General features: G+C 69.3%; 11 protein-coding genes and 1 pseudogene. 7 read left to right on the top strand and 5 right to left on the bottom strand.

The window, feature by feature from the left end; all coding sequences use genetic code 11:
• The first annotated feature begins 58 nt into the window (after positions 1-58).
• Complete coding sequence (locus ACTHNC_RS18420) at positions 59-361, top strand: DUF427 domain-containing protein (protein ID WP_440296088.1); 303 nt, start codon at positions 59-61, stop codon at positions 359-361.
• Between the two features lie 114 nt (positions 362-475).
• Here ACTHNC_RS18420 and ACTHNC_RS18415 read toward each other — a convergent pair whose 3' ends face one another.
• From ACTHNC_RS18415 to ACTHNC_RS18405, 3 genes are all read right to left on the bottom strand, one after another.
• Positions 476-1,348, bottom strand: a complete 873-nt coding sequence (locus tag ACTHNC_RS18415) for an LLM class flavin-dependent oxidoreductase (protein ID WP_440296087.1) — start codon at positions 1,346-1,348, stop codon at positions 476-478.
• Positions 1,349-1,505: 157 nt separating this feature from the next.
• Complete coding sequence (locus ACTHNC_RS18410) at positions 1,506-2,201, bottom strand: CGNR zinc finger domain-containing protein (protein ID WP_440296086.1); 696 nt, start codon at positions 2,199-2,201, stop codon at positions 1,506-1,508.
• Between the two features lie 108 nt (positions 2,202-2,309).
• On the bottom strand, positions 2,310-2,765 hold the full coding sequence (locus ACTHNC_RS18405) for a SprT-like domain-containing protein (protein WP_440296085.1): 456 nt from the start codon (positions 2,763-2,765) through the stop codon (positions 2,310-2,312).
• Between the two features lie 114 nt (positions 2,766-2,879).
• Here ACTHNC_RS18405 and ACTHNC_RS18400 point away from each other — a divergent pair, with 114 nt between their 5' ends.
• Together ACTHNC_RS18400 and ACTHNC_RS18395 are read left to right on the top strand one after the other, a co-directional pair.
• Positions 2,880-3,638 carry a LamB/YcsF family protein gene (locus ACTHNC_RS18400; protein ID WP_440296084.1) on the top strand — a complete coding sequence of 253 codons (759 nt, stop codon included), beginning with the start codon at positions 2,880-2,882 and terminating at the stop codon, positions 3,636-3,638.
• Positions 3,635-5,329, top strand: a complete 1,695-nt coding sequence (locus tag ACTHNC_RS18395) for a 5-oxoprolinase/urea amidolyase family protein (RefSeq protein WP_440296083.1) — start codon at positions 3,635-3,637, stop codon at positions 5,327-5,329. Before ACTHNC_RS18400 ends, ACTHNC_RS18395 begins: the two co-directional genes overlap by 4 nt.
• A 156-nt stretch (positions 5,330-5,485) precedes the next feature.
• Here the strand turns inward: ACTHNC_RS18395 and ACTHNC_RS18390 are convergent, their stop codons facing one another.
• Positions 5,486-6,343 carry a spermidine synthase gene (locus tag ACTHNC_RS18390; protein WP_440296082.1) on the bottom strand — a complete coding sequence of 286 codons (858 nt, stop codon included), beginning with the start codon at positions 6,341-6,343 and terminating at the stop codon, positions 5,486-5,488.
• A gap of 172 nt (positions 6,344-6,515) precedes the next feature.
• The gene (locus ACTHNC_RS18385; protein ID WP_440296081.1) at positions 6,516-6,926 is read right to left on the bottom strand and encodes a hypothetical protein; all 411 of its coding nucleotides are present in this window, start codon (positions 6,924-6,926) and stop codon (positions 6,516-6,518) included.
• 365 nt (positions 6,927-7,291) lie between these two features.
• Between ACTHNC_RS18385 and ACTHNC_RS18380 the strand changes: the two genes are divergently transcribed.
• The 4 genes and pseudogenes from ACTHNC_RS18380 to ACTHNC_RS18365 form a co-directional block, all read left to right on the top strand.
• Positions 7,292-8,527 (top strand): sensor histidine kinase, encoded by a 1,236-nt coding sequence (locus tag ACTHNC_RS18380; RefSeq protein ID WP_440296080.1) that lies wholly within the window; start codon positions 7,292-7,294, stop codon positions 8,525-8,527.
• A complete protein-coding gene (locus ACTHNC_RS18375) occupies positions 8,524-9,324 on the top strand; it encodes a response regulator (protein WP_440296079.1) in 801 nt (266 codons plus the stop codon). The genes ACTHNC_RS18380 and ACTHNC_RS18375 overlap by 4 nt, the downstream gene beginning before the upstream one ends.
• A gap of 898 nt (positions 9,325-10,222) precedes the next feature.
• Positions 10,223-10,663, top strand: coding sequence for an endonuclease domain-containing protein (locus ACTHNC_RS18370; protein ID WP_440296078.1), 441 nt, complete (start codon positions 10,223-10,225; stop codon positions 10,661-10,663).
• A gap of 677 nt (positions 10,664-11,340) precedes the next feature.
• Positions 11,341-12,986, top strand: a pseudogene (locus tag ACTHNC_RS18365) (DNA-directed RNA polymerase subunit beta); the annotation flags it as partial.

Genomic DNA, 12,986 nt, shown 5'->3' with positions numbered 1-12,986 from the left:
GCATCCGCGTTCATCGTGTTGCCCACGACAGCCGTCGTGAACAGAAGGGATCACCACCATGAAAGCCGTCGTGAACGACACCGTCATCGCCGAGGCTCCCGTCGAGGACCTGATCAAGATCGAGGGCAACTGGTACTTCCCGCCGTCGAGCGTCAACACCGAGCTGCTCGAGACCAGTCCAACCCCCTACACCTGCCCGTGGAAGGGCGAGTGCCAGTACTTCACGGTGAACGCCGGCGGTCAGCGACTGCAGGACCGCGCGTGGAGCTATCCGCACCCGTACCCGACGGCTTTCGATCGCGTCGGCAAGGACTTCAGCGACTACGTCGCGTTCTGGAAAGAAGTGCAGGTCGTCGACTGAGGACTGAGCCGAGAGCAAAGCGAGCTCGCTCGCTTGGCCGAGGCGATGGAGTCAGTCGGAGCGCGAAGCGCGAACACTGAGGCGGATGCCTCTGCTCGGCCCGCGAGCGACAGGTCACCCCACGAGGCGGGCCACCTCGCCGACCCGCTCGAAATAGGCCGCGAGGTCGGGCTCCGAGCGCGGCGGCAGCAGTATGACGTGCTGCACGCCCGCGTCCGCGAAGCGTCGGACGTCCGCCGCCACGTCGTCGACCGTGCCGGCGAGCACTCGCCGGTCGACGTCATCCGGAACCTCACCGTCCCAGTCCGCGACGAGGCGGTCGACGCCATCGTCACCGAAGGCCGCCGCCGCGTACGCGACGATGTCCGGTTCGCCTGCTCGACCGGCATCCGCTCGTCCAGCCCGCAGCTCGCCAACGGCGTGGACGACCTCACCGATGGTGTGCCGGCTGTCGAGCACGGCGCCGTCGGCCACCTCGCCGACCAACCTCAGGGTCTTGGGACCCTCCGCCGCGGCGAACACCCGGGGTACCGCCGCCGGCGGCCAATCGAGGCGAACGGCGTCGAGCGCGACGTAGCGTCCCTCGGCCGTCACTGTCTCGCCGGCGAGAAGTGAGCGGAGCGCCGTCACCTGCTCGCGCATCAGAGTGAGAGGCGAGGCGACTCGTGCGCCGACCTGCGCCATCCACGACTGCACTCCGTGCCCGACGCCGGGGAGAAAGCGGTCGGGGAACATGCGCGCGATGGTGGCGATCTCCATGGCGGTCACCGCGACGTTGCGCAGGGGCATCGGTGCGATGCCGATGCCGACCCGCAGACCGGACGTGACGGCAAGCGCCGCGGAGACGGCCGCAAAAGCCGACTCGCGGAAGCAGTCCTCCCAGAGCCACAGCTCGGCGACGCCGGCGCGTTCGGCCGCGATCGCGGCATCCGGAAGCGCCTCAGGCGGGTACGGGTAGGGACTGAAGATCGCGCCGACGCTGGTCATACCGCAAACTCTGGCACGCACCCCTGACGCAGGCCGGCCTTTCGGCATGCGCGGGACCGCCCGCTCGGCACAAAGGGAACTTGTGGACGCCTCCGGTCGCTATCGCGCCCCAAGGCGACAGGACGGGTCCACAATCGCCATCCAGGGGGCCCCTGCCCTACGACCCCTCGACGACGCGGGTGTGCCGCGCCCGGTGCGCCCGCACCTTCGCCCGGTTGCCACAGCGCTGCATCGAGCACCAGCGGCGATTACGGCTGCGCGACACGTCGAGGTAGACGAGCCCGCAGTCGTCGGCGCCGCACGTGCGGATGCGCTCGCGGGCATCCTCAGCGCCGAACACGGCGACGGCATCGCGAGCGATCGCCGACAGCGCCTGCGTGGCTCGCGGCCGCGTGCGGCCGGCCTGCCTGCTGCCTCCCGCGAGCGCCGGCGGCAGGTCGGGCGTGGAGGCGTACAGGTTTACGACGTCCACATCGCGACCCGCGAACGGATGCCCGTCCAACGCCGCGTACGCCAGGTTCGCGATCGCCTCGCGCAGCGTCAGGGCATCACGCAGCTCGTGCTCGACGCAGGAGGCCTCGATGGCGGGGAACCGGTCGTGCAGCCAGGCGGTGAGGTCGGCGGGCGTGCCCAACCGCTCCCAGGGCTCGTTCGGCACGCGCTCGCCGTCGCGGGGAGCCGCCATGCCACCGGTGTAGGCGAAGTCGAGGCACAGGCATCCGGAGTCGAACCACCAGTGCACGCCGTCGGCCGAGTCGAACCACTGGCCGGTCTCGCTGAGCCGGTGACCAACGTCGGGTCGGCCCTCGTTGCCGGGTCGGGCCGTGGTGCTCTCCGCTGCCGTTGTCGTCATCTGTCGAGGTTCATCCGATCCGCTTGCTGGGCTGAACCATCTTCCCGCCTCGTCGGCGCGGGGTCACACTTCGCGAGGTCGGCCAGCGCAAACGCGATCAGATACCGGTCATACCCGCCTCCTCTCCCAGGCGATCAGGAACTCCCGCGAGAACCGCCGCGAGCAGGTGGCGCACGACATCACCCGCGTCGGCTTGCGATACCGGTAGTGCACGTGGCCCCGGGGACAGCGGCCGACCCACGGTGCGAGGTCCTGCGCGACCGGCTTGTCCAGCGTGCGCTCGCCGACGTACCCGAGGTCGCGCGCGATCGCCCGCCAGAGCTGCCCGTGGCCAGCGGCCGGACCGGCGAGAGCGTGAGCGACCTCGTGCAGCAGCACCTGGTGAATCTCGTCGTCGTCGAACCGGGCAGCCAGGTAACGCGAGACCGTGATGCGCTTCGTGGAGTGGTTGCACTGCCCGCCCCGGGTCTTCGCGTTGTCGAAGCCGAACGTCCAGGCATCCGCGTCGAGGTGCATCGCGATCAGCGCCTCGGCCCACCTTCGTACCCGTACCAGTTCCGCCACTCTTCGAGGCTAACGACGGCGACCGACGGATGCCGTCGCGCACGCGGTCGCTGTGCACCCGCCTTCGCGAGCGCACCCTGGGGAGGGAGAGCAGGGGGATGCAGAATGAGAGGGATGCGCGCGATCGACATCAACTGCGACCTCGGCGAGTCGTTCGGCGCCTGGACGATGGGCGACGACGACGCGATGCTCGACGTCGTCTCGAGCGCCAATGTCGCCTGCGGATTCCACGGCGGTGACCCGGCCACCATGCTCGCCACCTGCCGCGCGGCCCGGGACCTGGGCGTCGCGATCGGCGCACACGTCTCCTACCTCGATCTCGCCGGATTCGGCCGCCGCTTCGTCGACGTGACGCCGTCCGACCTGCACGCCGACGTGCTCTACCAGCTGAGCGCACTCGCCGGCATGGCGGCATCCGTCGGGGCCGAGGTGCGCTACGTGAAGCCGCACGGTGCCCTGTACAACCGCATCGCCACCGACGAGCAGCAGGCGACGGCGGTGGCGGATGCCGTGGCATCCTTCCCCGCCGAGCTGCCGGTGCTCGGTCTTCCGCACAGCGCGATCGAGCGGGCGTGCGAGGCGCGCGGCGTGCCATTCGTGCGTGAGGCGTTCATCGACCGGGCGTACCTCGGCGACGGTACGCTCGTGCCGCGCAGCCGGATGGGAGCGGTGCTCGGACCGGATGACGGGATCGCGGAGCGTGCCGTGCGCATGGCATCCGACGGTGTCGTGCAGACGATCGACGGCGCGACGATCGAGCTCGACGCCGCATCGCTGTGCGTGCACGGCGACAGTCCGGACGCCGTCGCCATGGCGATCGCTGTGCGTGAAGCGCTGGCGGAGGCGGGCATCCCGATCGAGGCATTCGCGTGAACGGAACGGCACCGCTGCCGTACACGATCCACCGGCTGGGGGACCGCGCGCTCCTCGTCGACCTGCCCGATCTGCACGCCGTTCTAGCGCTTCGCGACCTCCTGTCGCAGTCGCGCCGGGCGGGCGTCGACGACATCGTGCCTGCCACGCGGACGCTGGCCGTGCTCTTCTACCCGAAGCGCCTCTCGGCCGACGCCGTGCACACCTGGCTCGACCGGGTGCTGGAGCGGATGCCTGTGCCCGGTTCGGTTCAGGAGCCAGCGCCCGACGGCGACCCGCTGGTCATCGACGTCGTGTACGACGGCGAGGACCTCGACGAGGTCGCCCGCCTCGTCGGCATCGCATCCGATGAGCTGATCCGCCGGCACACGGATGCCACGTGGCGCGTCGCGTTCTCCGGCTTCGCACCCGGGTTCGGGTACCTGGTGACCGACGACGACTCGTTCGACGTGCCTCGTCGCGCCACCCCGCGCACGCGCGTCCCGGCCGGCGCGGTCGGGCTCGCCGGCGGCTTCAGCGGCGCCTATCCTCGCGAGGGGCCGGGCGGTTGGCAGCTGATCGGACGAACGGATGCCCCGCTCTGGCGCCCGGCCGACGCCCGGCCGGCGCTCCTCGCCCCGGGCACGACCGTGCGGTTCCGTGCCGTCGAGGCGAGCTCGCCGCCGGCCGACGCTCGCACGGTCGGCCGGAAAACGAACGATCGGCCGTACGAGGAACCGCTTTCGGATGCGGCGGATCGTGCGGATTCCGGCGCATCGTTCGACGGCACCGCGGCATCTGAGGCGGCTCCGGCGACCCAGGCGGCCACCGCCGCCGCGGCCGTGACGGTGCTGCAGTCCGGCCCGCAGCTCCTCGTCGAGGACCTCGGCCGTCCCGCATCGGCATCCATCGGCGCCGGCCGCTCGGGTGCGCTCGACCGAGGCGCCCTGCGGCTGGGCAACCGCCTGGTGGGCAACGACGAGTCGGCGGCCGGACTCGAGGTGGTCGTCGCCGCGACGCTGCGCTTCGAACAGCCGACGTGGTTCGCGGTGACCGGCGCGAGGGGCGCGCTGAAGCTGGGCAGACATCCGATCGAACCGGATGCCGCGGTGCAGGCGGCAGCAGGTGACGTGCTCGAGCTCGGCACCGCGGTGCACGGCCTGAGGTACGTCGTCGCCCTCCGCGGCGGCGTAGCCGTTCCGCATGAGCTCGGCTCCGCCTCGGCCGACATCGGCGCCCGCCTCGGACCCGCTCCGCTCGTGGACGGCGACACGATCGCCCTCGCCGACGACGTGGCTGGAGACATCCCCGCCGTTGACGCTCTGACCGTGTGGTCGCCGCCGGACGACGAGGTGGATGTGCACGTCGTCGCCGGACCGCGGCAGGACTGGTTCGCGCCGGCATCCATCGACGCGTTCTACGACACGGACTGGCAGGTCACGCAGGAGTCCAATCGGGTTGGCGCCCGGCTGCGGTCGGAGGGTGTGACGCTGCAACGCTCGAACGATCCCGACCTGCCGGCGGAGCTGCCCAGCGAGCCGATGGTGCCAGGCGCGATCCAGGTGCCGCCATCCGGAGAACCGACGGTGCTGCTCGCCGACGGTCCCGTCACCGGCGGCTACCCGGTGCTCGCCGTCGTCGCGGATGCCGACCTCGACCTCTTCGCCCAGCTCCGGCCGGGGCAGCGCGTCCGGTTCCGGCACGCGCACTGACGTGTTGGCCGAACGGGCCTGCGCCGCCGACATCCGCCGATCACAGCCAGTTCCTGCAACCACAGCCACTTCAACTGGCCGCGATTGCAGGAATTGGCTGCGCACGGAGGGCCGGGCCGGGCGGAGGGCCGGGGCCAGGACGGGACGCCGCCGCGCTCACCCCTTCAGCTGGAACACGCTCCGCCCCGGCAGCGGCGACGCGACGGCCGTCGCATCCGTCACCACCTGCGCGCCCGCGACGAACTGCCGCAGCTCGTCGCCCGCGACGGCCTTGGCGGGATGCGGTCCGCTCGCCATCAGACGCGGCAGCCAGTCCAGCGGCAGGGCGGCGTTCGAGCCGACGAGCACGATGTTGCCGAACCGCTTGCCCTTCAGCACCTGGGTCTCGGCGAGTGCGGCGACGTGCTCCACGACGGACGCGAGAGTGGATGCCTGCCCGCGCGCGAACGAGAGCGGCGGCCCGTCCGCGACGTTGACGAGGATCACACCGTCCGGTGCCAGTAGCGACACCGCTTCACGGTAGAACTCGACGCTGGTCACGTGAGCAGGTGTGCGGGCGCCGCTGAAGATGTCGACGATGAGCAGGTCGACCGTGCCGCGCAGGCCGGCGGGCAGTTTGCGGACGACCTGGCGGGCATCCCCGTGCCGCACCCTGATCTGTGCCGACCTCGGCAGCGGCAGCTCGGAGCGCACCAACTCGACGAGGTCGCTCTCCAGCTCGACCACCTGCTGCCGCGATCCCGGCCGGGTGGCGGCGATGTACCGGGGGAGCGTCATCGCGCCGGCGCCGAGATGCACGGCCGTGATCGGCTCGCCCGGCTCGTGCAGCAGGTCGATGACGTTGCCCATGCGCTGCACGTACTCGAAGAACAGCCGGGTCGGGTCGTCGAGGTCCACGTGCGACTGCGGGGTGCCGTCCACCACGAGCTGGAACGAGCCGGGCACCCACCGGTCGGGCTCGATCACGGCGCGCAGACCGCTGTTCTTCAAGACGACCGACGGATGCTCCTGCACCCTCCAAGAGTAGGGAGTGTCGCCCGCACCCGGCTCCACCCGATCTCCACCCGCATCTCCACCCGTGGGCGGTGGGCGGAGCATCCCTCGTTGCCGAGAGTGGATGCATGACCGTTTCCCTTCAACTCGTCACCAACGCGATCGTCATCGTCGCCCTCGTCGCCTTCGTCGGCTACCGCCAGATGACCTGGCGGGCCGTGGACCCCGGACGCATGTGGCGCCTGCCGGCGATCCTCGCCATCGTGGGCCTCGTCACGCTCGGCAGCATGACGAAGGTGGCCACGCTGACCGGCACCGACATCGCCGTGCTGTGCGGTGAGCTGGTCATCTCGCTCGCGCTCGGCGCCGCGATGGGCGCGATCGCGAGGTTCCGTCCGATGACGGCTGACGGCATCCGTCTGTACCGTGACGCGCACGCGAACGACCGTCGCCCGAGCATGGCGCCCGTGACGCTCGAGACCCGCACCGGATGGGTCGGACTCGCGCTCTGGGTCGTGCTCATCGCCGTGCGCATCGGCATCGACGCCCTGGCGAACCTGGCCGGATCGCACCTGGCCGCCTCGACCGGGGTCATCCTGCTCATGGTCGCCGCGAACCGCCTCGCCCGCGTCGGCGTCATCCTGTACCGCGCCGGCCGCGGCCCCGCGGAGCCGGTGGGGGTCTGTGTCGTGTGGCGCGCGGGGCCCCGCCCGGCGCGCCGCAGTTGGCCGAGTGCATGGTCGCGTTTGTCGCGGCGTGCACGCCGCCGCGACCGGGAGCGTGTCGCGTTGCAGAGATGGGCGCCGGCGTGCCGTCCGCATTCCCGCCTGGCCTGCCGCCAGCCGCCCGCGCTCAACAGGACAATCGGCCGAAAACAGGCCAATCCGGGCGTGTTTCCAGCGGGAGAGCGCTTACTGTCCTGTTGGCGAGGCGGTGGGCGCCTCTGTGTCGGCGCGGCAGGATGGACGGATGACCACAGGCGGGAGGGCGAGCGTGACAGACATCCAGCCGCGGCGTACGACGTTCACCATCCTGCTGAACGTGCTCGGGATGGTCGTGGTCGCGACCTACCTGGTGCTGCAGTCCATCAACGGAACGGTCGACTATCCGCAGCTTGTCGTGCCGCTCGCCGTCGCGTCGCTCCTCGCGTGGCTGGGGTCGCTTCTCGTACCGCTGACCTGGATCCGCGTCTCGCGTGTTCTCTACCTCGCCATGGTCGTGACCGCAGCGATCGCGGCGTGGCCGACGAACGGGCTGCTCATCGTTCCCGTCATCGCGGCTGTCATGCAGATCGGCGGACTCGAGCAACCGCCGTGGCTGACCTATCTCTGTGCGCTGCTCGCAGCCGGACTGGTCGTCGTCGTGCCGATCGCGGTCTCGGTGACCGGCGGCAAGGGCGTGACGATCGAGGGCATCCTGTCGATCGAGTTCGCCGTGGTGGTCGCGCTGCTCGCCGGTATCAACCGCAGGCAGGCGCGAGCGAGACAGGTCGCGGCCGCGGAACTCGCCGAACGCACCGCTGCCATGCGCGAGGAGCAGGCGAAGGCGGCGACGATGGCCGCCCGGCAGTCGCTCGCGCGGGACATGCACGACGTGCTGGCGCACAGCCTCGGCGGTCTCGTGATCCAGCTGGATGCCGTCGAGGCGCAGCTCGAGGCGGGCAAGACGGATGCCGCGCTCGCCCGCCTGCACGACGCACGCTCGATGGCCGCATCGGGTCTCGCCGAGGCGCGGCGTGCCGTGGAGGCGTTGCGCTCGCCGTTGGATGCGCAGGGCTCCGTCTCGTCCGCGGACCTCGCCGCCCAGCTGATCGACCTCGTCGACGCGCACGAGCGGCTCGGTGGCCGGATCGACTTCGAGCAGCTCGGTACTCCGGTCGATGTGTCGGAGCGGGTGGCGACGGCGCTTCGGCGCGCACTCCAGGAGTCGCTCAGCAACGCACGCAAGCACGCGCCGGGCGAGGCGGTGCAACTGCGCATCTCGTGGCATCCGGACCGCGTCGCGCTCGAGGTGGCGAACGCCGTCCCCGTCGCGACGACGGCGCGAGGGTTGGAGCTCGCAACGACGGGATCGGGGAAAGGACTGCTCGGGATGCGCGAGCGATTCGCCGAGCTGCCAGGCGGTACGGTCGAGACCGGCGTGCGCGACGGACGGTTCGAGGTGCGCGCCGAGGCCGCACTCGCGACCGTAGGAGGAGCCGCATGACCGACGCGCCGGGCGAGAGCGGCATGTGGCGCAGCCGTGAGCCGGATGCCACTCGCGAGAGCGGCCGGGAAGCCCATGCGACGGGCGAGCCGCGCATCCGCGTGATCGTGGCGGACGATCAGGCGATCGTGCGCGACGGTCTCGTGACGGTGCTCGACCTGCTGCCCGACATCGAGGTGGTCGGCGAGGCGGCCGACGGCGCACAGGCCGTCGCGCTGGTGGGGGAGCGGCATCCGGACGTCGTGCTCATGGACCTGCGGATGCCCGTGCTCGACGGATCCGCCGCCACCGCCCGCATCACCGCTGAGCATCCGGACACTGCGGTGCTCGTACTGACGACGTTCGCCGACGACGCCTCGGTGATGGGCGCACTACGGGCCGGCGCCCGCGGATACCTCACGAAGGATGCCTCGCGCGCCGAGGTCGCGGCCGCTGTGCGCTCCGTAGCCCGCGGCCAGACGACTCTCTCCGGCGAGGTCGGCGCGCGTCTGATCGGCGGGCTGACCGGCGCCGTCGGCGGCACGTCAATTCCGCCCGCGATCGAGCAGTCGCCGGTCGCGTCGCAGCCGTCGGTGCGCACGGGCGCACTGTCCGCTGACGAGCTGCGCAGTCGGCATCCGCAGCTCACCGCGCGCGAGGCGGAGGTGCTCGAGCTGGTCGGCGAGGGCATGAGCAACCCCGAGATCGCCGGCCGCCTCTACGTGAGCGTCGCCACGGTGAAGACCCACATCAACTCGATCTTCGCCAAGCTCGACCTGCGGGACCGCGCCCAGGCGATAGCCCTGGCCCGCCCCTGACCCGGCGCTGCAGCACCGGGCTCGGTGCGCCTCTCGGCGGGCCGCTGCTGCACCGGGCTCGGTGCGCCCCTGACGTGGCGCTGCTGCACCGGGCTCGGTGCGACCCTCGGCGGGCCGCTGCTGCGCCGGGCTCGGTGCCCTAGACGGCGCCGACGCATAGCTGGCCTGTGCGCACCTGGTCGGACACTGATCTGCCCAGTTCAGGAGGAGGGGCGGTTCGGCTGCATATAGCGGTCGAAGTGCACGCAGTCCTGAAGTAGCTGCGGAGTGAGAGCCGTCTCCAGGAGTCTGCGCGACGGAGCACTCCGCTCGTCCTGTCGGCTTGGAGCGCGCCTGAGTTGTTGTCCTCCCCAGGCGCGTTCCTTAAGCAGCTTTGCTCGTCGAACGTTTGAACTCGGTCCGACGTCTTTGCGGGAGCGAGCCTGTCCTCATGTCGCAAGGATTCAGGCCATCGATCCCCTTTGGTGTCGCATCGACGCGGCTACTGCTCCGGTCCGGGAGGAGTGAGCGCGATATCGCGCACGCTCTCGATATCGGCGAACTGCTCCGCGTGCGCCGTGGCTGGTTCATGGCGCGAGGGGCCAACGCGGACGCGCTTGAAGCGTTATACATCGGCGGTCGGATGACGGGCCCGTCCGCTGCACCGCATCACGGCCTGTGGGCCGTAGACGACAAGAAGCTTCACGTACTCGTGCCACGCAACGCATCGCGCTTAAGACTGCGGCCGAGCGACGAAGGAGGCTCGTTCGTGGACCGAAGCGGGCGCGAGGTCTGCCTTCATTGGGAAACTGACCCTCCGTCTGGAGTGCAGGTCACATTCCGACCGAGTGCAATCGTTGATGCTCGTGTCGCCCTTGCTGACTCGGCCAGATGTCAGCCCCGAGAACACGTGATCGCGATGGCCGACTCTGCGCTCAACCTCAAGATCCTCACCCGCTCGGCCGTCGCCGCGGCGATTCCGACTCTGTATTCCTGGTGCGACGGGCGCAGCCAATCCGGAACGGAGTCGATCGAGCGAACGCTCCTCCGCGCCAGGCGCATCCGCGCGATACCGCAGGCGTACATACCAGGAGTCGGTCACGTCGATCTCCTGATCGGTGACCGGTTGGTGATCGAGTGTGACAGCGCCAAATTCCATGAAGGCTACGGCTCCGAGCGCGATTACGATCGTGATCTCCGGCTCGTGTCGCTCGGCTATCTGGTCGTCCGCCTGAAGTACCGCCATGTGGTCTATGAACAGGACACCGTCGAACCCATCATCCTTGAGCTCGTCAGATCGCAGCAGCACCTCTGGTCGCGTGGAAGCGGACGTAGTCGCGGCCGCGCGATCGCCATCTGAGCGGCCGGGGATCGCCTGAGCGCAAAGGATAGATACCCGGGCGGCCGAGGAACGATTCGAGGTGCTCTTGCGCGTGCGCACCGTGTCTAGTTCAGGATGGCGACGTGCTCGAGCGCCATATGCGGTCGAGCGGCCTCACATCCTGAACTGGGCACGGCACTGCCCTCGCGGATGCACGGCACTGCCCTCGCGGATGCACGGCACTGCCCTCGCGGATGCACGGCGCTGCCCTCGCGGGTGCACTGCGCGGGGCCGTGGATGCAGCACGCGGGCCCCGCGGATGCGTGCCGTCGGTCCCTGCGGAAGGGGCGAGCGGGCCGCCCAGACGCGGAATAAACGGGGCCCGCAGGATGCTTATACTCCCGAATCCGAAATCGGTCAAGAAAAAACTGGACACGGCGCGTCGCGTTGACGTATAGTTGTTCTTTGCGCTCCCACACTCATGCCTTCATATTGCGGTCGGCTCTGCGTGTCTTCCGGTGTGTGCATGGGCTGGGTCTTTCGGTGTTGCGAACCCGCACTCCTGCAAGAGCAGGGTTACGGGTCTACGACGCGCGGGACCGGTCAGATAGAGCACAACGGCAGGGCACCACTGTAGCGGGAGTCTTCGTCCACACCACAACCTGACCGACAGTCACCCGTGGTCCCTTGCCCGGGACCTCATGGAGGTTATTTCCTTGGCTGCTGCGCGCAACGCATCTTCCACCACCACTCCCAAGAACGGACGAAACCACTCTCGTCTTTCGTTCGCCAAGATCACCGACACCCTCACCGTTCCGGACCTCCTCGCACTGCAGACGGAGAGCTTCGACTGGCTGGTCGGCAGCGACGCGTGGAAGGCTCGCGTCGCAGAAGCCGAGGCCCAGGGGCGTCAGGATCTGCCCAGCAACAGCGGTCTGGAGGAGATCTTCGAAGAGATCTCTCCGATCGAGGACCTCAGCGAAACCATGCAGCTGAGCTTCACGAATCCTTTCCTGGAGGAGAAGAAGTACTCCATCGACGAGTGCAAGGAGAAGGGCAAGACCTACTCCGCGCCGCTCTACGTCGAGGCGGAGTTCATGAACCACATCACCGGTGAGATCAAGACTCAGACGGTGTTCATGGGCGACTTCCCGCTGATGACGGAGAAGGGCACGTTCATCATCAACGGCACCGAGCGTGTCGTCGTGTCGCAGCTGGTCCGCAGCCCCGGCGTGTACTTCGAGCGCACCCCGGAGAAGACGTCCGACAAGGACATCTACTCGGCCCGCATCATCCCGAGCCGTGGCGCATGGCTCGAGTTCGAGATCGACAAGCGCGACCAGGTGGGCGTGCGCATCGACCGCAAGCGCAAGCAGTCCGTGACCGTGTTCCTCAAGGCGCTCGGCCTCACCAGCGAGGAGATCCTCGAGGAGTTCAAGGGCTTCACGTCCATCGAGCTCACGCTGGAGAAGGACACCATCCTCACCAAGGAGGAGGCGCTCAAGGACATCTACCGCAAGCTGCGTCCGGGTGAGCAGGTGGCCGCGGAGGCCGCTCGCGCGCTTCTCGACAACTACTACTTCAACCCGAAGCGCTACGACCTCGCCAAGGTCGGCCGGTATAAGATCAACCGCAAGCTGGGCCTTGAGGCCCCGCTGAGCGACTCGGTGCTGACCAACCAGGACATCATCAAGACGATCAAGTACCTGGTCGCCCTGCACGACCCGACGGCGCCCGGCGTGAAGCAGCTCGGCGAGAACGTGTACGCGATCGACGGCACCCGTAACGGCAAGCCGGCCGACATCCGTCTGGATGTCGACGACATCGACCACTTCGGAAACCGCCGCATCCGCGCGGTCGGCGAGCTCATCCAGAACCAGGTGCGCACCGGCCTCAGCCGCATGGAGCGCGTGGTCCGCGAGCGCATGACCACGCAGGACATCGAGGCGATCACGCCGCAGACCCTGATCAACGTGCGCCCGGTGGTCGCCGCGATCAAGGAGTTCTTCGGAACGAGCCAGCTGTCGCAGTTCATGGACCAGAACAACCCGCTCGCGGGCCTGACCCACAAGCGCCGCCTCTCGGCGCTGGGCCCCGGCGGTCTGTCCCGTGACCGCGCAGGCGTCGAGGTGCGCGACGTGCACCCGTCGCACTACGGCCGCATGTGCCCGATCGAGACGCCTGAAGGCCCGAACATCGGCCTGATCGGCTCGCTGGCATCCTTCGCCCGCATCAACTCGTTCGGGTTCATCGAGACGCCGTACCGCAAGGTCGTGAACGGCAAGGTCACCGACCAGATCGACTACCTGACCGCGTTCGAGGAGGACGACTTCATCGTCGCCCAGGCCAACGCCCCGCTGAA

The organism is Humibacter sp. (assembly GCF_051954055.1).
In the GTDB taxonomy this organism is placed as follows: Bacteria; Actinomycetota; Actinomycetes; order Actinomycetales; family Microbacteriaceae; genus Humibacter.
The sequence above is the reverse complement of the archived record's forward strand: the minus strand, read 5'-3'. Positions and strand labels throughout refer to the sequence as shown.